14 protein-coding genes, 1 rRNA gene and 2 pseudogenes are annotated in these 20007 nt (G+C 58.8%); 8 read left to right on the top strand and 9 right to left on the bottom strand.

Going from position 1 to position 20007, the window contains the following annotated elements:
- The first annotated feature begins 1598 nt into the window (after nt 1-1598).
- The 7 genes and pseudogenes from BC380_RS01215 to BC380_RS01200 form a co-directional block, all read left to right on the top strand.
- Complete coding sequence (locus tag BC380_RS01215) at nt 1599-3068, top strand: GTP-binding protein (RefSeq protein ID WP_075047691.1); 1470 nt, start codon at nt 1599-1601, stop codon at nt 3066-3068.
- Nucleotides 3069-6079: 3011 nt separating this feature from the next.
- A complete protein-coding gene (locus BC380_RS01210) occupies nt 6080-6424 on the top strand; it encodes a 30S ribosomal protein S6 (RefSeq protein ID WP_075047684.1) in 345 nt (114 codons plus the stop codon).
- 107 nt (nt 6425-6531) lie between these two features.
- A pseudogene (rpsR, locus tag BC380_RS01050) lies at nt 6532-6702 on the top strand (30S ribosomal protein S18); the annotation flags it as partial.
- Nucleotides 6692-7135 (top strand): bL9 family ribosomal protein, encoded by a 444-nt coding sequence (locus tag BC380_RS01065; protein WP_148702234.1) that lies wholly within the window; start codon nt 6692-6694, stop codon nt 7133-7135. The pseudogene rpsR and the gene BC380_RS01065, both read left to right, overlap by 11 nt.
- The gene (dnaB, locus tag BC380_RS00475) at nt 7117-8502 is read left to right on the top strand and encodes a replicative DNA helicase (protein ID WP_281179019.1); all 1386 of its coding nucleotides are present in this window, start codon (nt 7117-7119) and stop codon (nt 8500-8502) included. The genes BC380_RS01065 and dnaB overlap by 19 nt, the downstream gene beginning before the upstream one ends.
- Nucleotides 8495-9715: a homoserine dehydrogenase gene (locus BC380_RS01205; RefSeq protein WP_075047681.1), complete on the top strand. Its 1221-nt coding sequence runs from the start codon at nt 8495-8497 to the stop codon at nt 9713-9715. Before dnaB ends, BC380_RS01205 begins: the two co-directional genes overlap by 8 nt.
- Nucleotides 9715-9936: pseudogene (locus BC380_RS01200) on the top strand (threonine synthase); the annotation flags it as partial. The gene BC380_RS01205 and the pseudogene BC380_RS01200, both read left to right, overlap by 1 nt.
- A gap of 524 nt (nt 9937-10460) precedes the next feature.
- On the opposite strand, the gene BC380_RS01045 reads toward BC380_RS01200, so the two are convergent.
- The 5 genes from BC380_RS01045 to BC380_RS01370 all read right to left on the bottom strand — a co-directional run bounded on the left by BC380_RS01045 (nt 10461) and on the right by BC380_RS01370 (nt 15372).
- A complete protein-coding gene (locus BC380_RS01045) occupies nt 10461-10670 on the bottom strand; it encodes a hypothetical protein (RefSeq protein WP_245634863.1) in 210 nt (69 codons plus the stop codon).
- A gap of 641 nt (nt 10671-11311) precedes the next feature.
- Complete coding sequence (gene argH / locus BC380_RS00455; RefSeq protein WP_075047678.1) at nt 11312-12670, bottom strand: argininosuccinate lyase; 1359 nt, start codon at nt 12668-12670, stop codon at nt 11312-11314.
- A 787-nt stretch (nt 12671-13457) separates the two neighbouring features.
- Nucleotides 13458-14066, bottom strand: coding sequence for an SAM-dependent methyltransferase (locus BC380_RS01195; RefSeq protein ID WP_075047677.1), 609 nt, complete (start codon nt 14064-14066; stop codon nt 13458-13460).
- A gap of 469 nt (nt 14067-14535) precedes the next feature.
- Nucleotides 14536-14841 carry a hypothetical protein gene (locus BC380_RS00440; RefSeq protein ID WP_075047676.1) on the bottom strand — a complete coding sequence of 102 codons (306 nt, stop codon included), beginning with the start codon at nt 14839-14841 and terminating at the stop codon, nt 14536-14538.
- A gap of 381 nt (nt 14842-15222) precedes the next feature.
- Nucleotides 15223-15372 (bottom strand): carbamoyl phosphate synthase preATP-grasp domain-containing protein, encoded by a 150-nt coding sequence (locus BC380_RS01370; protein ID WP_478210200.1) that lies wholly within the window; start codon nt 15370-15372, stop codon nt 15223-15225.
- 1001 nt (nt 15373-16373) lie between these two features.
- Between BC380_RS01370 and BC380_RS01190 the strand changes: the two genes are divergently transcribed.
- Nucleotides 16374-17039 (top strand): exonuclease domain-containing protein, encoded by a 666-nt coding sequence (locus BC380_RS01190; RefSeq protein ID WP_075047674.1) that lies wholly within the window; start codon nt 16374-16376, stop codon nt 17037-17039.
- A gap of 345 nt (nt 17040-17384) precedes the next feature.
- On the opposite strand, the gene rpmA is transcribed toward BC380_RS01190, so the two are convergent.
- The 4 genes from rpmA to BC380_RS00410 all read right to left on the bottom strand — a co-directional run.
- Nucleotides 17385-17639, bottom strand: coding sequence for a 50S ribosomal protein L27 (gene rpmA, locus BC380_RS00425; protein WP_075047673.1), 255 nt, complete (start codon nt 17637-17639; stop codon nt 17385-17387).
- The gene (locus BC380_RS00420) at nt 17599-17961 is read right to left on the bottom strand and encodes a bL21 family ribosomal protein (RefSeq protein ID WP_075047672.1); all 363 of its coding nucleotides are present in this window, start codon (nt 17959-17961) and stop codon (nt 17599-17601) included. The genes rpmA and BC380_RS00420 overlap by 41 nt, the downstream gene beginning before the upstream one ends.
- Before the next feature lie 49 nt (nt 17962-18010).
- Nucleotides 18011-18985 (bottom strand): 16S rRNA (cytosine(1402)-N(4))-methyltransferase RsmH, encoded by a 975-nt coding sequence (gene rsmH / locus BC380_RS01185; RefSeq protein ID WP_420885284.1) that lies wholly within the window; start codon nt 18983-18985, stop codon nt 18011-18013.
- Between the two features lie 28 nt (nt 18986-19013).
- Nucleotides 19014-20007: ribosomal RNA gene (locus tag BC380_RS00410) — 23S ribosomal RNA — on the bottom strand; the annotation flags it as partial.

Below are 20007 nucleotides of genomic sequence, written 5' to 3'. Positions count from 1 at the left end.
CCAAGCTGCCCTAGGCTCACTGTCCTTCTTTGCAGCCTCATGCTGCATCCCATGCGAACAAGCGCCGTTGGGCATAGGGCAGAGTGCCGCGTCAGCGTAGCCTGCGGGGCTTGTCACTGAAGCCAGCATCGAGGGTAAGCAACGGGCATAGAGCCGCCAGTATATTTTTGCGTGCTGCACAAGGCAGCAGGCGAAGCAGCAGCAGTATCCAGCAAAGCTACCGGTTGGTTTGTATTTACCAGTACTTGTGACTGCTTTTTAGCAGTCACAGCACCAGCTGCCGGTATGGCATGTGCCGCAAGTCACACTCTGACCAGTATCTTGGCTGCATCGACGCAAGTGGTGCCATTCAACATTCGTACAACGAAGAGCAGAATTAGCAGCACTGCCTGGCTAGGGCTACCTACAGCAGAAGCATGGTACCACTTGTAGCTGGATCATATGCACAGGCGAGCTTACGCCTGTGCTCACATAGTTCCGTAGGCAGTGTAAAAACCATCGGTATTTAAGCTGCGCTATGATTTACTTTCTGAGCGGACCCTACACGCGATCCTACTGCAAAAAACCAGGCATTGCGTTCAGCATGCACTACATAAGACCTTCAGTGCATGCGCCCATCTTGGTAGCCTTCATAAATCGGCAGAGATTTGCAGGCAGCATAGCATTGCACTGTAAGAGCCGGAGCTAATGATAAGCTTCGCTTAAGGAGGAGTTTGCAGCACAGCTAACAGTACAGAGGCATACTTCTATCGGCGGGGCTATAGTTGCCAGGGCATGTTCAAAGGCATACACCCGTAGAGAATAGACAGCCTACATTGCAATGGTGCGTGCGTAGCACGGGGGCTCTAATCGAGAGGGGCTCAGCACTACTGACCTAAGCTAGATTGGTGAAATGCAGCTCTGACATAGGTCTCAATGGAGCTGCTATAAGCAAGGCATGCGACCAGGCATCCAGCTCCGAGCCACCGTTAGAGCCAAGCACGCTGTTTCATCCGGAACAGCAGCGCTCCGAGCTGATGTAGCGCATAACCCTGAATCAGGCAATGAGGCACTGAGCTACACTTTGTGCACTGCAGCTCCAAGTCCAGCGCCAGGACATGGCGAGCCTACAGTCTGGCAATTGCGCCAGGCGTTCGTGTAGTCTATTCCGGACCATAGCCAACAATGCTGCAAGGAAGTTCAATGCTAGGCTTCACGGACTGTAAGAGCAGCACAGCGCGCATTAGCCGTAGCCGTCTCAGATGCATGGTCGGCGAGTGTGCAGGCGCCATGGGATATATGCCATGCTGCCTGTGGTTGCACGGAGGTGGCATAGCAATGGGCATACGCTCAGGACAGCGACTAGTGCAGGCCCGAGAATGCTCCGAGCTACAACACCACTTGTCACGGATTCTGGAGGTGGCAGGAGTACGATGCAGCAGCCTAACGGTGTCTGCACACAGGCCGGCATTTGCAAGACGCCACCCTCCGGCCAGTATTGCGGCTTGCGACGTACGTTCAGTCTTCGCGCCGAGGAACTCGTGCCTATGTAGGCACGGACAAATACAGTGCCTATAGAGCCACGGTACTGGGCAGGCTCCCCTGCTGGTTTGGCATCGATGGCACATAGGCCTGCCGTAGTAGCATTCGCCGGGCACGTAGATCATGGCAAGACTACCCTCATGTCAGCACTGGCAGGCGCCGGTACTGCGCGCAGCGAGGCTGGGGGCATAACGCAGAACGTATGCGCATATGACACAACTGCCCACGGCACTAAGTTCGTACTTGTGGACACGCCAGGGCACAGCGCCTTCGCACCATCGTCGAGGCGCGGGATCGCACTTGCCGACATAGTAGTCCTGGTGGTTGCGGCTGACTCGGAGCCTGATGAGCGTAGCGTGCACGCTGTGCTCGCAGCAGTCGGTCGAGATAGGCAGCTCGTTGTAGCTATAACAAAGGCTGACAGGGACGCAGCGAGCACCGGAGCCCGTCGAGTCGTGCGCAGGTGCGAGGCACTGATTAATGCAGGCAAAGCTCGTGTGCGACCAAGATTCGTAAGCCTATCCGCGCAGATCGGCTCTGGCATGCCGGAAATGCTGCAGGCGCTACGCGCTGCAGCAGGCAACCTGCGACTATTGACTGTGCGAGGCGCACCTGCGCACGGCGTGATCTTGGATGCGACAGTGTCTGGACGGGCTGGCGTAGAGGTTACAATGCTCGTACAGATGGGCGAGCTTTCCATAGGAGACAGGCTCACAATACGCGGCGCATGCGGCTGCATTCGATCACTCACTAGCACCCGAGGCTCCCCGCTAGATCGCGCATTACCGTACTCAGTTGTAGTGGCCCAGTGCATGGCGAGGGCTCCACTCCCTGGGCTGCGGTTCATGTCAACCTCGCGCCGGCAGGCTAGGCAGCAGGTTTACAGGGCAACATACAGATGGCATCGCACACCTAACGCCAGCGCAACGCGGTACGCGCTCGCGCAGCGCGCTCGCTACGTTGTTAGGGCCAGAAACCATGCGTTACTGGGTGCAGCGCTTCGAGTGATCCGCTCATTGCACGCGGACAAACCAGTGCCCATGGTGGTGCGCGCAGGCCTTGGTCCTGCCTGCCCCAGCGATGCCGCCATCGCTGGAGCAACAGGCGCCGCCATAATAACCATAGGTATGGCCGAACAGTCAAAGCGCCCATCCTGCGATCCATGCGCTCAGCGCTTCTGTACAGTGTATGAGCTGCGCAGCGCGCTTATAGCACGGAGCGCGCAGCATAACGTTCGGCTAACCTCCCCAGCCTGTAGGGCTTGCGTGGTGCGCCTGTTCGGCCATGAAGTCCGAGGTGCCATACTGGGCTGCCGGGTACTGTATGGTACGCTCCGAGCTGCATGCCATGCTAGAATACTGAGGTCAGGCGCTGAGGTCGGGCGGTGCGAGATCGGCTCCCTCCGGCTTTTCCGGGAAGATGTCATGGAGGTCCAGAGCGGTGCCGAGTGCGGCGTGTGCGCCCAAGGCATACGCCCTACGGCGCTAGAGCTATCCGTAGGGGACGAGCTAGTTGTTCACAACAGCAATAGCGATGGCGGCACATAGTGAGAGGCATGGGCCTAGGCACATGGCGCGCGCCATACTAGCGCGCGCCATGTGGGGCTCGTGCGGCCTCGGCTCTAGCTTCGTAGCAATGCACGGCACGGCGGCGCCCTCTCGCTGCGCGCTATGTGTGCGATATAGCGCTGCGTTTGGCGACAGGGAGAGCCTAGAGGCCCGCCTGTTCGCTGAGGCTGCCAGAGTTGCAAGGCATGCAAGGGAGCAGCGCGAGCCAAGGCTAACATTCCACCCGGCAGAGCAGCATGTCGCTCCTGCTATATAAGCCGAGTAGGCCATTGCAGCGCAGCGCGGAGCTTGGCCATACTGGCAACGGCCACCTGCGCACTTGTAGCCTTGGAGCATTCCATGCCATAACGCTAAAGCTGGTACGGCCAGACGTTCCACGCCCAAGCGCATGCGGCTGACTAACGTGCACCGTGGATTGCTAGGTGTACGTCACGAGCCTAGGCCTAGTTAGCTGCTTGCGCAGCCGCCCCATTGGGCAAGCCGGCTGCGCTGCCCATACTCAGCGTCCAACCGCAGCATAGCAACCTTGCACGTTAGCGTTATGGCTGTAGTCTTACCGAACGGTATATGGTCGGAGCGTCTACCCGAGCTCTGCGCAGCGCTCACGCTAATATAGCCCCTGGCACATACGGGAAGCGCTTGGCAAAAGCTCCAAGTCTGTGCGGCATCATGCGTCGTGCTGCTGCGATGTGAGCACAGGGGCATGCTCAGCGCGCTGGATGTAGGCTAGTTTGCCAGGATGGGGGGGGAAGCTACTTGCACTGTACGATAGCCTAGCTATCCTACGCGCCAACGTGGCACAGGCTTCTTTAGATCTATTCATAGCTGCAGCAGGTTCCAAGTGGGGCCTTCGGTGATTCTTCCGCACAGGCAGGATGGAGAGTTTGCCCGACAAGGCCCTAGCAGCTGTTCCACACGCGGCTAGGGCATGCAGTGCGCTGCGCCGGTACCCCTGGTAGTTCTCAAGCCCCAAGTCGCTCCTCAGGTGCAGTGCCCCTAGTACTACAGGGTTGCAGGCATGGGTTCAGGGAAGCCAGCGCGCCCAGAGCACGGGGTGCGCGCTTGCTCACCCGCAGCGCGCTGTACCCCATGCAGCTCGAGGCCGTTGCTGCCTCGATGGACGAGCATGACGCTCGGTGGTATAGTGCAGGAGGCGCAGCGTAACGTTACGCGGCCTGGCACCAGGCTAGAGTTCTCATCAAGGAGCGACTAAGTCGGGAGTCGCTCGGAGCTGCGAGTGCTGCAATGCTGGAACATATGCCAAGGCCATGCGCAGATGGGTGATGTGCATCAGAATGGTACCGCAGCTGGCTGAGTCTGTGGGCCATGCAATGGTGCTCAGGTGGCGCAAGTGTAAAGGCGAGCTTGTGGTCAGGGTGACGTCGTTATCTAGCTTGAGACAGACAAGAATAGAAACGCGCCAGCGTCAGGCGTCGTTTCAGGCAGGTAGATGGTTAGCACATGGGCAGCTGCTGTTCGCGATAAGCACGCCGCAGGTGCAGCATGCGGCGTCAGATAAAGCAGGCAGGTGCCCCTGCCTGCTTTGACGCAGCGTAAGCAGCGTCCATATCGGCGTGGGAGCGCACGGTCCCCATGTCCACCTCACGCATGCTAGCATCTTCGCTGTTCATAAGGTCGCAGGCCTCAGGGGGTGACTACAATCGGGCAGTTAGACAAGGGGCGCTTGCGTTCAAGGACAGGCTAGCCATTGCTGAACCTGCGTCAGGCTAGGCCTTGCCTGCTTCTTATTGTCCGCCTCTGCGCTGGCCTGGTTGTCAATACAGCATGGCGAGGGGGCAGCGTGGTAAAGCTTCGGTTGCCATGCACACACCGCACTGGCTCCATGTTATGGTAGCGTGGCTGCCAGCATAAGGCTAACCGTGCGTGCCATGATGGCACTCTCGGCTATAGCTACTACTGCTTCGGCACTTTCACAGTGTCGAACTGCGGCGTGTTCGCTACGCCAATACCAGCGCCAGACCAGCAACGGCCGTGCTGGGGAGTGCACAGCATAGATAGGCGCCCGGTGCTTGCGCATGGTATTTGCGTGGCGGTGAGTGCACGTAGCGCTATCCTACAACAACCCATAGTTGATGACGTGATGCATACGATTCCTGATGGCGATAAAGGACATGGTAGATAATCCGCTAACTCTAGCGCATGCACCGGATCGATGGATCGCACGCAGGCACGCTCCCTATGGAGCACGACGTGCACTTACTGGGCGTTAGGGCCAGGGGGGCTACGCTTGCGCAGCATGGGCGGCTTGCGTATGGGCGTGCTGTGTTAACAAGGCCAGCGCAGCAGGGCAACCCCCTGCTTGGCTGAACGTAGGGTGCATACCATCAAAGGCGCTGCTACACCCCCTCATGAGCAGCAGTGTCAGCTGCGTACGGTCTGGCATGGCATCATGCTGGATGCGCTGGCCTGAACGGAGCGCAGGGAAATGCTAAGGAAGCGCAGGGTGGTAGATAAGATTGGCAACGGCTATGCTAAGACGGCAGCATACGATAGGCTACTCTGCACAGGGCGCACCCAACACAATGCTGCGTGTGTGAAGAAGGCCAGGCAGGGGGTCGCCCTGTGCAGGTCATCGGCACCTGGCGCGTACGCCGTTTGCGATGCAGTGAGGGGACCAATGCTAGTAAACAAGGCATCTGAGGAGGGCCACATGGTGGGCCTTAGCAATGTGCGGCCTAGACACAGCGGAGACTAAGCCAGCATTTCGCACGTTATTGACACCGAGGTTTGGCATAACAGGGCAGAGGGGTTCGTTAAGGTGGTGGCTATGAGCAGCATCGTACGTTGTGCTGGGCGCCCATATAGTGGGCACAGCGCCTCCTAGCTCATAGCCACCTTCGTGCTTGCAATGGCGCCGCGGACACAGCCACAGACATAGCGGGAGCGTGCTTCGCCCACTCCACCATAGCCAAGTCGATTAAGGAGGCGGCGAAGCGAGCTCGCTCTAAGGCGTACCAACATCAACAGAAATGACTTCCTACGATATAGCGTATATAGTTGATCCTAGGTCACAAGATCCGGCCTCACTTGAAAGCGATATAACCAGGCACGTAACTGCCTGTGGCGGTGTCGTGCATGGCCTAGAAAACTGGGGCGTAACGGTACTAGCGCACCCTGTAAATGGTGCAACGCGAGCGGTACGGTGCCAAGCTGGCATAGAGTGCAACAACCGAGCTCTTTCATCCATCAGGCGGACCATGGCGCTGCGCGCCATGAGGGTCCTGGTCATGAGGAGACGGCGCAACATAGAGGATGCGCTGCTACTGGCCCTTAGGGCAGCTTCGGAATGCAACAGCCCAAGGAGGCGCAAGTGACGTCGAGCAGGGGGTTGCATGCTCCTGTCCCGCACGACGCAGACTCGTCGCCCCACAGCCTGCGGGAGCTGCTGACAAGCGTGCCAAACCCTAGGAGCGCCCGCGTTCTCAGGTCATTTATTACAGAGTACGGCAAAATCATGCCAGCAAGGATGACAGGACTGCCTGCTGCGCTTCAGAGGAGGCTAAGGGTTGCCATAAAGAGGGCGCGTTACATGGCGCTGCTACCATACACCAGCCGCCATGCTATAGCACAACTTCGATCGGATGGTGGGTAGTGTGGGGAGCGTCAGGGTGATATTACTATGCGCCATAGTAGGACTGGGCAGCGCTGGGGATGTGGTAACAGTGCGGCGCGGCAATGCCATCAATCGCTTGATACCCTCAGGCGCAGCGGTCCCATGCTGCAGGGCGCTCCGCGCCCCATCTAGCGCCGACGCTTCTGATAGGATCGGCTGCGCTGCAGCCCAGCGTATCCCGAGGTACCTGTTCTTCAGGAGGGTCTGCGCGCACGATGCTGCGTGGGACGTAGGCCTCAGACCCCATGACGTCGTGTCGCTGCTCAGGGCGTTCGGAGTGAGCGTATGGCTGGACCAGGTGGAGGTCATACGCCCTGCGCGCGGCGTCGTAGAGCACACCGCGCTCATACGCTCACCGCAAGGAGCTATCCGCAGCGTCAGGGTAAGGGTTACGTGCTCTGTCAGGGCGTGAGTTCGCATCCAGTCCAGGACGAGTCGTGCCTGGTATGTAATGCCGCGGAGCGCATCGTACTGGGCCGGCTACTGCAGGATGCTGGCCTGGTGGCTGCTGTGGATGCCGTGCTTTGCGAGGAAGACTTCTGCACCGCACGCCATAGGCTAATATACAGGTGCATAGGCAGCGTTGCGGCCAAGCACCTCGCTACTGATCCGCTCCTTGTATACGACGCCGCCCTGTCACACGGGGGAACCGAGGGCATAGGCGTGATGGGATACCTTGCCGAGCTTGCTGCAGGCGCTGACAGGGCGGCCGACGTGCGCAGGTATGCTGAGCTAGTTAGGGACAAGGCCATAGCGCGACGGCTTGTGTCGGCGCTAGATGGGGCGCTACGCGATGCCATGAACCCACAGGGAAAGGGTGTGTGCGAGCTGCTCGCAGGGGCTGAGGCTAGACTAGCCGAAGTGCGCAGAGCGCACGACCTCAGGCACCATGCAGGCACGGACGTCAGGGGCATACTGCAGGATATAGTGGCACGTGCCGGGCAGCAGCAAGGTCAGAGCCCAAGCAGGGCCCAGCGTGTTACGGGCCTGCCTACAGGGTTCGACGAGCTGGACGACATGACTCTTGGACTGCAGAGCGGAGAGCTAGTGGTCATAGCTGGCAGGCCCTCCATGGGAAAGACGGCGCTACTCATGAACATTGTTGAGCACGTCGCCATAAGTGAGAAGCTGCAGGTTCTGGTGTTCTCGATGGAAATGACGTCAGGGCAGCTCGTCACTCGCATCGTAAGCTCGGCTGGCATGATAAGGCAGAGGAGCATATGGGCAGGCGGGCTGGATGGCAGGGAGCTCTCTAACCTGGCAGAGTCGGCCAGGGTTGTGGGAGAGGCGAGGATTCTCATAGACGACAGGATCAACCTCAGCCCAACGGACGTACGAACCAGCATAGTCAGGATGTCCGAGCTGCACGGCAAGATAAGCCTGGTAGCCATAGACTACATACAGCTCATGGTCAGCGCTAACTGTGCAGGCAACAGGTATGCCGAGGTTTCGGATATCTCGCGCTCCTTAAAGAACATCTCGCGCGAGCTGAGCGTGCCAGTGGTAGCCATCTCGCAGCTCAACAGGGGTCTGGAACAGCGAGCGAACAAGAGGCCCGTAATGTCTGACCTTAGGGAGTCCGGCGCCATAGAGCAGGACGCCGACCTCATACTATTCATATATAGAGACGAAGTCTACAACCCCCACACCAAGGACAAGGGCGTGGCAGAGATAATTGTGGGCAAGCATAGGAACGGCCCAACTGGCTCAATAAGGCTCAACTACCTTGGGGAATACATGAAGTTTCTGACTCCAGCCAGGCCCAAGGAAGATGGCTAGGCTGGTACCCTTGACAATCCTAGGCTATGGCACGGTCGGGCGGGGCGTACTTGAGGCACTGCATGCCAGGGCTCCCCTTGCGCCTGGCGTTGATGCAAGGGCATGCACAGTATGTACCAGGTGCTCCGGTGCCACCCCTTTCAGGGTATACAGGTCACGTGCGTCCTGCGCTCTGGCACGGTCAGAGAAAAGGTTCGGCGTAGTTGTAGAGGTCATGGGTGGCACCGGAGCCGCACGCAGCGCAGTGCACTCCCGCGGAGTGCTGGCGTGCAACCCCTTCGTTACTGCGAACAAGGCACTCCTGGCGTGCTACGGGGCAGAGACACGCCAGTGCGGGCTTGGAGTTCTTGCCGAGGCTGCTGTTGCGGGAGGCCTGCCTGTCATTGCAGTGGCCCATAGGTGTACTCCCGCGGCGCGCCTTTCGCACGCGGCAGGAGTGCTAAACAGCACCGCGAACTGGGTCCTAACGAGCATGTGCCGTTACGGCCTCCCCATTAGGCGCGCTATGCTTGAGGCCTTCGCACGAGGATACGCTGAGGCAGATTGCGCGTGCGACGTTGATGGTACAGACGCTGCCCAGAAGCTAGCAGTGCTAGGCTCGTGGTGCCCTGGAGCTCACATAATGCCAAGGAGCCTGTATACCGAGGGCATGCGTGGCGTACGAACGCCAGAGTGTGTGTGTGCCAGAGCGCTTGGTCTTGATGTCAAGCTACTGGCGCTTGTTTCGCACGGCGGTCCTATGGTAGCACAGGTGCGCCCCTTCATGGCTTCATCCAGATGCCCTGTCGCATGCTGCGTAGGCGTCACAAACGCGGTGTTTCTTGCAGGAGATAGCACCGGTGGAATGTGGCTATATGGCCGTGGCGCTGGCAGGAGACCAACTGCAGCTGCCGTGTGCTCGGACGCAGTAGCCGCTGCGCAAAGCGCCGCTGCTAGGTCGCGTGCTGCAGCGTGGGCATCGAGTGGGCGGAGCGCCAGCGCTAGTATGAGTGGCCAGTGCTACTTACGCGCATGCTTCATAACGCAACCTGCATGCAAGGAAGCGCTGTCCCGGTGCCTGCGCTGCAAGACCATCACCGCTCGGCTCGTGCGGTCTAGCTGTAGCACGGCGTGCGTAGCGTTGTTTGGAGCTATGCATGATCTTGTCCTGATGTCGATCGTGGCAGATGATCCCGATGTCCGCTCTGCTCGTTTCATGAAGGTAGTCCTTTAGTGTACACTTCCACACGCACAGGGCCCGCGCTGCCTGGCATGTATTTTTCCCGGGCCTTGCTTGCCGGCATGGCATGGGATGGAGGCCTGTACATGCCCGCCGCCTACCCCACGCCGATTGAAGCGCCAGCATGGCGCTTCATGGCGTACAGCGAGCTTGTCTTTAGGGTGCTAAGACGTTTCGCGCGCGGTACGTGCCGCACATTGCTTAGGTCCGTTTGCAGGACAGCGTATCGCCGTGGGTTCGGGTGTGCTGACTCAAACGGGGGCGCAAGGGATGCCGTAGGCGCCTCGTGGATATCGGGTCGCATTTACCTGGGCGGTCTATCATGGGGGCCATCTCTATCATTCAAGGACCTAGCAATGCAGGCGCTCGGAGTTGCTTTTGCGTGCGTAGTTTTGCGCCACTACCACATCGTAGGCGCTACTTCAGGAGACACCGGAGGAGCCGCATGCCGCGCCATCGCAGGTAGCAGGAAGGTTGGGCTACTGGTGCTCTCTCCTGCTGGCGGTGTGTCTGCCTTCCAGGCGGAGCAAATGTATGGCACAATGGCCGGAAACGTTGTAAATGCCTGCCTGCACGGAGGGTTCGACTGCTGCCAGGACGTAGTGAAGGCGCTACTTGGCATGCGCCGAAGGGATGTAGGCACAGCAAACTCCATAAACCTGTCCAGGCTGCTGCTTCAATCGGCATACTACCTGGCACTGCGTGAGAGGCTGGTTACCTGGCCTGGTGAGCGCTTCTGCTACCACATACCTTCGGGCAACTTCGGGAATACCTTCGCATGCCACATGGCCATGATCTGTTGCACGCAGGGCTTCCATGCCACCGTAGCCACGAACGAGAACAACGTACTGGACTGCTTCTTGAAAGGTGGGGTATGCGTTCCTCGCAGCACTGCGGTAGTGAAGCGAACTACCGCACCGAGCATGGATATTTCTTGGGCATCCAACATTGATAGGCTGCTGTACGATGTTCTGGGACGCAGTGGCAGCATGGCAGGGCGGGCCGCTCGCGCACGTTGTAACTCCGCAGCGTGGGTTCTACTTGCGCACGCTAGTCACAGGTGCCTGAGGTCGTGCGCTGTTTCATCGGACGCCTCGTTGCACGTAGAGAGGTCCATGCTTGTCGAGCTGATGTACCGACGGCATGGCGTGGCAGTAGACACTCACACCGCAGCAGCACTAAAGTCTGCCATGCTGGCAGCAAGGGGGGACGTCCAGGTTGCTCTTGAGACCGCGCGGGACGTCAAGCTGAAGGCAGAGTTGCACGGATCGTATGGCAATTGCTACAGGCACGCAGTTCCTCGGCGCGCAAGGCATGCAAGGCACGTGCGCCCGGCTTGTGCGCACGTTCGCCGGCTCCTTGGTATACCTGCAGGTGCTTGGTCAGCGCAGGCTCCTAGTGTGAACGACTGGACCGCGCCTGGCAAAGGCGCGGTGCGTGGACGATGAAACATCCACTTTCAACATGGGGTACGCTGCACAACCAGTGTTGATCGGCGCCTTTGGCGCCAGTGTGGACCTGGTCAGAAGCGTCAGGCAGCCTGCGGCGTCGTGGAACGTCGCTGGCCTGTACCTCGCGTCCTGCATTGCCTCACGCCCTCCTCATGGCCCTGAAGGACCACTTGGGTGACGTGCCCCCCGTAGCGTCCTTGTAGAACGCTGAGCACCGAGCGTCGGGTTGCGCTATGCGCGCCAGCCGTGCAGCCAGCATGGGCGGCACTACGCCCCGAGCGCGCCGGGGCAGCGCGCGGAGTCCTGCATGCCCAGCTCGAATAGCTAACCCTACTGCCCTGGCTACGGCCTCGTGCGAGTCGCGGAACGTCATGCCATGCCATACTAGGCTGTCCGCAAGGTCCGTAGCTACTGCGTAGCTGGACTCCAGCCTTCTGCGCAGCCTAGACTTGTTAAGACGCAAGCTGAGTACCGCCAAGGCCATCACCGAGAGAGACCTGGTAACTGCGCGCGATGCGCTCAGGAGTACGGCCTTGTCTTCCTGGTTGTCCCTGTTATATGCCAGACCCTGCGCTTTCATTACGGCCATGATGCCCATGGTGCCACCTATAAGTATGGCAGCCTTTGCCCTGACAAGCTCAAGTATATCTGGGTTCTTCTTCTGCGGCATGATGGATGACCCTGTGCAGAGCGCGTCTCCGAGGACTGCGAAGCCGACGAGAGAGCTGCTCCAGGCTATCATGTCCTCAGCCAGCCGAGACATGTGGACCATTAAAACGGCACAACACAGCGCGTACTCCATGACGAAGTCTCTATCTGACACGGCATCCAGTGAGTTGGGGGATACGCAATGGAGGCCCAGCATGTCGGCAGTCGTGTACCTGTCGCCGCCGTGGTTAGTTCCAGCGAGCGCGCCAGATCCAAGAGTCAGAACACAGGCCGAGCGTGTGCATCGGACTAGCCTAGCGCGGTCTCTCGCTAGCATGCAGCGATACGCAGCGAGATAGTGGGCGGCTGTTACAGGTTGTGCGACCTGCATGTGCGTTAGCCCGGGCATCATGGTGTTAAGGCATGCGCGGGACCTTGCTGCCAAGGCCAGCTCTAGCTCCTCCACCCGGCAGATTGCTGCGCCTGCCATGTGCCTTAGCCATACCCTTGCTGAAGTGGATACCTGGTCGTTGCGCGACTTGCCAGTGTGAGCCATCCTGCCAGCCTTGCCAACAAGTTCAGTAAGGACGTGCTCTACGTTCCGATGTACGTCCTCCAGCTCCGGCCGCCATGATATCGCTCCGGCCCTAGCCCCCATCGCTACTTCGCTAAGCCCCCTCTCAACATCGGCAAGGTCTGCAAGGCTCATCGAGCGCCGCATGAACAGAGACCTACAGTGTGCCGCAAGCACCGCAACGTCGCAGTGGCACATAGCCCTGTCGAAGCCCACCGAGGCTGTAAACCTCTGAACGGACGCACAAACTGGGCTTGAGAATCTGCCCGACCACATAGTGCATAGTAGTAGTCCAGGTGGCGGAACTGTATACGCGCTAGTAACAGGAACTAGTAAATCGGTAGATTTAAAGGAGGTTCAACTCCTACCCTGGACATATAGCTGTAGGATGCAGGCACGCAGGCAAGTCTGCGTGTTCCATGCGGTGTGCTCGCTGATATGGAACAAGCCATGGCTCATCGCAACCCTCTGGCACGATGCTGTGAGGTCGTACCGCAGTATGCATTAGCGCCTGGCGCTAGCCCACTGCGGCGCTCGGCTGGACTGCATGGACCAGGGTTGCGCGTACGCCTGGCGCTGCTTGGCATTGCCTTCGACTAGCGCTGGACTGGCTGCAGGTCCTGCGCAACGGCTACTCTTGCAGTAGATTCTGCAGGCGAGTTCTGCGTGCATGCCTGCTTACGCGCCCCCCGCGCTCTGCAGCAATCCGCTACCAGCCCTCCCACGCTGCTTGCACTGTCAGGCTGACAGAATAGGCAAATGACTACGCTCGAACGCTGCCTTTGCTCTACTGGCTTGATAGTGCTGATGCCTATATCGCATTGCCTGCTATTCTATACACGGCTTCCCAGTGCCTTCCTCTATCTTTCGGATTACCATGCAATATACCAAGCCTTTACCCTTACATCATATGCCTGAGCATGATTCCATGCCTCGTACCTGATGGCCTGCCTTCACCTTTACCCAGGCTTCAACATCATGGTCAACTAGGCTCTCCCTGTGGCTGTAGCTCAGTTGGCATACCTCAGGATTGTGGTTCCTGAGGTATGGGTTCGAGCTCCCATCAGCCTCCAACGCACAACAGGTAGGCCTCCGAATTGAATGACCTTGAAGACGAATCCCTATACACTTCTACGCTAGAAAAGTGCCTTTCCATTACGCTAGCTATATGCTCGGCTCTAATAACGAAGGTCTTGTGCAACAGAGCTCCTCCATCTAACAGAAACCTGCGCGACACCATAATCAGCGCATCCGCAACTTTGGCCGTAGCTATGCTGTCCTGGTACCGTTCGCAACTCGTGGTTGGGCATATGTCGGACAATATTAGCCCAACACCGCAAGGCAGCCTCGACGATACCTCGGCAATGGTTTCTGCCTCTGTTATATCACCATGTACGAAACTTACGCCTCGCACGCTCACCGTTGCGTGCGTGTCGACTGACACCGTGCGCCACGCCATCCCTGACACGCGCCTTTCGTACGAAATGTACTGGCTCCACCCACCGGGGCTTGAGCCTAGCTCCAGAACGTCGCACTGGCGCGACGTTAGTCCGTACTTGGCGTCCAGACGCTTGAGCTTGCAGGCTGCCCTAGCCCTGTAACCCCAGGCCTTTGACGTGCGTACGAACGAGTCTCCAACGTGCCGAGCGTACCACTCGCTGGTTCTGCCCATGTCAGACCCTCCGCGCTATGCGCAGCTCTTGCAGCCTTAGAGGTAGCAAATCCACGGGCTGCGCAAGCCCCTCCATGAGAGCCAGGCAGCCCCTTATGGTAGAGCACACCTGAAGTGTGCTGCCTGGCTGGGGGCGATGGGAGCTATCCACTGCCATCCTCTGGAGCAAGCACTAGGCGGTGACCACTTGCGACGCCCCTTCGCAACATTACGCCCTGCTGTAGGCTGCCCTAGTGCGCTCTGTGCAGCACGACTCTACGCCAGCCTGGCGCATTAGGCGCGCAGCCTGCAAGCATTGCGGTCGTGCTACCTAGCATGCTTTAAGCGCGCTGACCTGGCGCCCTTCCGCCACCCCACCGCTTCCTGCAACTTAGAAGAACCTGCGCACATGACCTACCAGTGGACCCGAGCAACGTAACTGCGAAGGGGTTGCGTACGGTAACCTGGATAATGCGAACACAGCCTTCCTTCACGCAGAGTACAGCCCGTCGGAGCATCCTGGTATTGGATACTTCCTGTCCCTGCACGCCGCAGGAATGTTGGCCATGCAGGCCTTGGACACGAAGGGCAACGTCAACGATGCTCTGGGGTTTACCTCTATGACATAGACCGCCTCCATTGCGCTGCGGGGTCGGAGCACGGCTAACTGTATGTTCATCAGTCCTACCACCTCTAGCCTACGCGATAGAGCCAGAGCTATGCGGCGCATCCTGCCAGCGATGCTGGGCCTAGGGAGTATGGCGGCGTGCAGCATGTCGTCCCGGTCGCACTCCATGTCGCACGGCTCAGCCTTGGAACTTAACTGCGACCGCGCTGCGCACTACCTGCATGCACAGACAGCTCAGAACGTACGAAGGGCGCACTAGGGCTGGGAATCCCACTCGCGACGATAGGCTGCCGCATCCTCTGGCCCCCACATTATGCAGCCCAGGGCGACACGGGCTTCGTCTAGCACAGCCTTGAACCTGGACCAATCTTACGCCGAGGCTATGGTGTAAGCTGGAGTGCCTCGTATCCATCTGCGCCGCAAGGAGGCTTAGCGGTGTCCGCCCTACGAACTGCAGAACTGTACCTACCGCAGTTCGTACAGCACCACCGACTCTATGTCGTCCATGGTCAGAGGCGCATGCTCGGCGTCGAAGTAAGTGGACACGGTCTAGGTGTTGCAGTTTACCATTACCGTGCTCTGCCCTACACGGGCATCGGTGGCTGTGGCATGGACGCCGTCGAACTCGATGCCCTGGCCTATTGTTATGCGACCCGCACCTAGCACGGCAACCGATCCAACGTCGCTACGCCTAGGCATGAAGCCAGAGGTTGCTGCGCGCATACTGCGCGCAGCACTTGCATGCAGCTGGATCGCGCAAACCCTGAATGGTCGGCGCGATCAGAGAGATGTGCGTCACCGCCATCGCCTAGGCTGCTTGGTCAGTGGCGTAGCCATGGTTCTGCGGCACTACACGCACAGCACGGCATGCAAGGTTCCATTCTGGTTTGTTGCGGTGACCTTGCCCTGCCTGGTTGTGGCGCACTGCTCGAGTCAACCTGGTGGCAGGAGGCACAACGCCGTGCAGTGATGCGAGCCATGCGCAACGCTGAGCGCATTGCGCGGGCTGCCATGGCCATTAGAAGCAACGGCGCAGTGGAACCGGTACGCAGCATCGTGGGGAGGCAGGCACGAGGGCAATGCCGCACAGCCAGGCTAGCATTCGGGATATGCCCATCTTAGCCCCCATGTCCAGGCGCAACGCTCTGGGTCTCCAAGCTTTGAAGACGCTGGCGCATGGCATGTAAGCAATGGGGCGCAGAGTGGTGCAGCCTTGCTATTGACAGAAGGACCGCCCTGAACCTGCGGACGTGTTTAGGCGCAAGCAGGGCGTCCTAGGGCCCTGAGGGACAGAACGAGCGCCCTAGTATCCATTCGCGTCTAGCAGTATGGCACTACGAGCGAGCCGGATGGCGCGCCATTGTGCTCCCGGCTAAGCACACACACGCATGCGGCGTGTGTGTGCTTCATATTAAGCATGGTACGCGCTTGCTCCAACGTTGCAACGTGTAGCATGTAGGCCTTCGACCTGACGCTGAGAGCTGGGGTCCGTAACTATCTCCTGGTATCCTTATTAGAAGTGTCGTACACAGTAGCGCCGAACGCAACTCACTCAGCACCCCAAGCGAGGCCCTGCATGGCAGCCCGCGTGTCAAGCACCATGGCTGCAAGGTGGCTACGCCGCATGATGTGGCCGTGGTGTGTGAACTCAGACTTTACGTTGCGGCACTACAGCCTATGGCGACACCCGGAGCTCAACGATGCACACACGGTACGTAGTATTAGACACTGAGACCACCGGCCTCAGCCCTCGCTACCATAGGCTGGCCGAGGTGGGGTGCGTGGAGATTGCGCGCGGGAGCATCACTGGAAATTACTTCCACGCATACATAAACCCTCGGCAGAGCATGACTCGGGGGGCCCAGGCTGTGCATGGCCTGAGGGACGAGTTCCTCGCTACGCAGCCCACGTTCAGCGCAATTGCCCAGCGGCTGCTATTTTTCCTGTGCAGATCGACACTTGTTGGACACAACCTGTCGTTCGACCTGAACTTTCTGGATGCAGGGCTAGCATCAGCTGGTTTCATGCCTACGGCGAGATACTGCCATGGCGTCATAGACACGATGCTTCACCTTGCGCAGCGAGGCAGCAGGCGTAGGTTCTCACTGGATTCCTGCTGCGATATGCTGGGAGTACGGAGGGTGGATAGGGCAAGGCACGGCGCCCTGGAGGACGCCGTGCTTCTTGCAGAGGCATTCGTCGTCGCAAAGCGAACCCAACCACCAATCGGCTACCAGTGCGAAACCATTGGCCTGCACTGCAGCTTAGGGCGACAGCCAGGTTTGCCAGTTGTGCAACCTGGCTCTGATGACCTGAGGGCGCACGAGGCTATTGTAAGCCGTATACGACGAGGGCATGCTGTATGACGTTGCAGGCTGAGATGGGTGCTATGCCCATACGATGGCAGAACCCTGGCCGGCCGGTGGTCCATTGCCTGGCGTGAAGCTGAACTATGAACCTGCACAAGATCATCAGATCCGCCGTCTGACGCATCTGCCAATGATGCTATCCCTGCTACAAAAGCTAAATACCCGGTTGGTACCAAAAACACTCTCGAGTGGCCAACGCCAGGGGTTAAGCACGGCATCGACAACAAGGCTAAGCCGCACATCATCTGGCTCTGCGACCATACAGGCCGCAGACCAGCCGGGAGTCATAAATATCATACGTAACCCCCGGCTCCCAGGCGCTGGGTGGCCACTGTAGCGGGGCTAGGCAGACCTTGTTACTGCGACCGTGCGGTTATTGCCTCGCCATCCGAAGCGTACGGTGCCGGGCACGAGGGCGTACAGCGTGTGGTCCCTGCCCATGCCTACGCCTGGACCGCTGTGGAACCTGGTACCCCTCTGGCGCACTATGATGCGGCCTGGCTTGACGTAGCCGCCGCCCAGCATCTTAACGCCAAGCATCTTGGCATGCGAGTCCCTACCGTTCCTGGTTGTGCCTCCTGCCTTCTTCTGTGCCATCGTGCGGGTATGCTGCTTGGCTTACTATAATAGCGGTGCTATGCTGCCTGTGCGTCATGCTGCTACGATGATGCTTCCTGCGCCTGTGCTTCGTTATAGTAACCCTGGGGCACTTGGGGTGACCCAGGACTGTGGCCAAGGCGTAGCCGCAGCGTAGGCTAACTGATGTTGATGCCACAATTGGCTCCAACGTTCTAACGTAGACTTCCATTCCTACCTCGATGTCCAGCCTAGGGAGCACAAGCATAATGCCTGCGAGCACTATGCGCTGCGTCCCCATTATCATTCCAACCTTGGCAGGATGGTGCTGCTCGGGAGCCATATGGCTTGCGTGCGCAAGTTGCGGACACGCGGCCTGATGGTCGCATGTCCTAAGTTGCTGCGGAGCGCGGGTTACCCGTGCGAAGCAGCACGTGCAGCAGAGAAGACCTCGCGCCTGGATTAGTGGCTACCTCACGTTGCGTTGGGGAAACTGTGCGCATGAGGACGAGGCTGTGAGCATGCTCGATGGAGGCCCTAACCAGGCGCGAGCCGTACGAGTCGAAGGTTAGGATAAGGAGTCTACCCCCAGGCTTCAGCACAGCGGGCGCATTGCGCACTAGCGACCTTAGGCACTGAGGCTCTGAGTTGGCCATGGACCTAAGTGCCCTGAAGGCGTCTGCTGCAATGTGCATGCCTTGGGTGTGCAAACAGCATGCGGCTGTAGCAACGTCAAGCGTAGTGGTGTAGCGCGCTTGACGCACTATTTGCAGTATGCGAGATGCTGCTGCCTTGGTGCGCCCATAAAGTCCATGACCTCTTAGCGATGAGTGTAGGGTGCCAAGCTCTGTGCGCCTGATACGGCCAGATAACGGTGCGCTGCGCGTTGGGTCTACCCTCATGTCGAGAGGGCCAGGGTGCAGGTAGCTTAGGCCGCGCTGCGCATCGTGTACCTGGGTGGCAGAGACCCCTAGGTCGGCTACAATGCCATCTGCGCAGTATATCTCAGCACAGCGAAGGTACCAATCGAGCTCGAGGAAGTTTGCATGACCTGCGGCTGCCCTAGGATCGGACGTACGTGCGAACCTTATGCTCTGGTCGCAGTCCAAGGCTATTACCCTGCCCTTAGGCCCTAGGGACCCCAGCAGAGCAGTGCTATGCCCTCCGGCGCCATAAGTGGCGTCAACGTACAGGCCTGATGTGTTGGTCAGGAGGTTGTCCACGACCTCCTGCATCATTACGCTATGGTGCTCGAGTCGCACCGTGGTCCCGACATAACCTGCTTTCGCACCGGGCACGCCGGCACTATCATCGGCCGCGCGCTGTGTCACATTTCTGTTCGGAATGGTCAGCTGTGGGTCCAGCATCATGGCGCGTCAGGACTGTATAGCACATAGGATTAAGTCTAACGGGCGCAATTAGTACTGGTCAGCTCAACGTATCGCTACGCTTACACACCCAGCCTATCAACGTTCTTGTCTTGAACGGCCCTTCAATTATGGGATACCTAATCTTAGGGTAGGCTTCCTGCTTATATGCCTTCAGCAGTTATCCCTGCCAAACGTGGCTACCCGGCGATGCCATTGAAATGACAACCGGCACACTAGAGGTTTGTCCACTCCGGTCCTCTCGTACTAGGAGCAGCTCCCCTCAGGTATCCTGCGCCCACGGTAGATAGGGACCAAACTGTCTCACGACGTTTTAAACCCAGCTCACGTACCTCTTTAAATGGCGAACAGCCATACCCTTGGGACCTACTTCAGCCCCAGGACGAGATGAGCCGACATCGAGGTGCCAAACACCGCTGTCGATAAGAACTCTCGAGCGGTATAAGCCTGTTATCCCCGGAGTACCTTTTATCCGTTGAGCGATGGCCCTTCCATACAGAACCACCGGATCACTATGACCTGCTTTCGCATCTGCTCGACACGTTTGTCTCGCAGTCAAGCACGCTTATGCCATTGCACTTTCGGCACGCTTTCCATACGTGCTTAGCGTACCTTTGTGCTCCTCCGTTACGCTTTGGGAGGAGACCGCCCCAGTCAAACTGCCTACCATGCACTGTCCCAGCGCCAGGTAATGGCGCTGGTTAGAGGGTTGAGGCGAGGTGAGTGGTATTTCACCTGCGACTCGGCAGGGCTGTTGCCCTGCTTCATAGTCTCCCACATATCCTACGCGCCCAGCCTCAAAGCTCAGTACAAAGCTGCAGTAAAGGTTCACGGGGTCTTTCCGTCTAGCCGTGGGTAGATTGCATCATCACAACCACTTCAATTTCGCTGGGCCTCGGGAGGAGACAGTGTAGCCATCGTTACGCCATTCGTGCAGGTCGGAACTTACCCGACAAGGAATTTCGCTACCTTAGGACCGTTATAGTTACGGCCGCCGTTTA

The sequence above is a fragment of the Candidatus Tremblayella princeps genome (assembly GCF_900080145.1).
Note: the sequence above shows the minus strand (reverse complement) of the source record. Positions and strands in the feature narration are given on the sequence as shown.

Excerpts from the sequence above, each read along its gene's own strand:
- BC380_RS01215 (WP_075047691.1), top strand. The coding sequence starts at position 1,599 with ATGGCACATAGGCCTGCCGTAGTAGCATTCGCCGGGCACGTAGATCAT.
- BC380_RS01210 (WP_075047684.1), top strand. The coding sequence starts at position 6,080 with ATGACTTCCTACGATATAGCGTATATAGTTGATCCTAGGTCACAAGAT.
- BC380_RS01065 (WP_148702234.1), top strand. The coding sequence starts at position 6,692 with ATGGTGGGTAGTGTGGGGAGCGTCAGGGTGATATTACTATGCGCCATA.
- BC380_RS01205 (WP_075047681.1), top strand. The coding sequence starts at position 8,495 with ATGGCTAGGCTGGTACCCTTGACAATCCTAGGCTATGGCACGGTCGGG.
- BC380_RS01045 (WP_245634863.1), bottom strand. The coding sequence starts at position 10,670 with ATGTTGGATGCCCAAGAAATATCCATGCTCGGTGCGGTAGTTCGCTTC.
- argH (WP_075047678.1), bottom strand. The coding sequence starts at position 12,670 with ATGTGGTCGGGCAGATTCTCAAGCCCAGTTTGTGCGTCCGTTCAGAGG.
- BC380_RS01195 (WP_075047677.1), bottom strand. The coding sequence starts at position 14,066 with ATGGGCAGAACCAGCGAGTGGTACGCTCGGCACGTTGGAGACTCGTTC.
- BC380_RS00440 (WP_075047676.1), bottom strand. The coding sequence starts at position 14,841 with ATGGAGTGCGACCGGGACGACATGCTGCACGCCGCCATACTCCCTAGG.
- BC380_RS01370 (WP_478210200.1), bottom strand. The coding sequence starts at position 15,372 with ATGCCTAGGCGTAGCGACGTTGGATCGGTTGCCGTGCTAGGTGCGGGT.
- BC380_RS01190 (WP_075047674.1), top strand. The coding sequence starts at position 16,374 with ATGCACACACGGTACGTAGTATTAGACACTGAGACCACCGGCCTCAGC.
- rpmA (WP_075047673.1), bottom strand. The coding sequence starts at position 17,639 with ATGGCACAGAAGAAGGCAGGAGGCACAACCAGGAACGGTAGGGACTCG.
- BC380_RS00420 (WP_075047672.1), bottom strand. The coding sequence starts at position 17,961 with ATGGCTCCCGAGCAGCACCATCCTGCCAAGGTTGGAATGATAATGGGG.
- rsmH (WP_420885284.1), bottom strand. The coding sequence starts at position 18,985 with ATGCTGGACCCACAGCTGACCATTCCGAACAGAAATGTGACACAGCGC.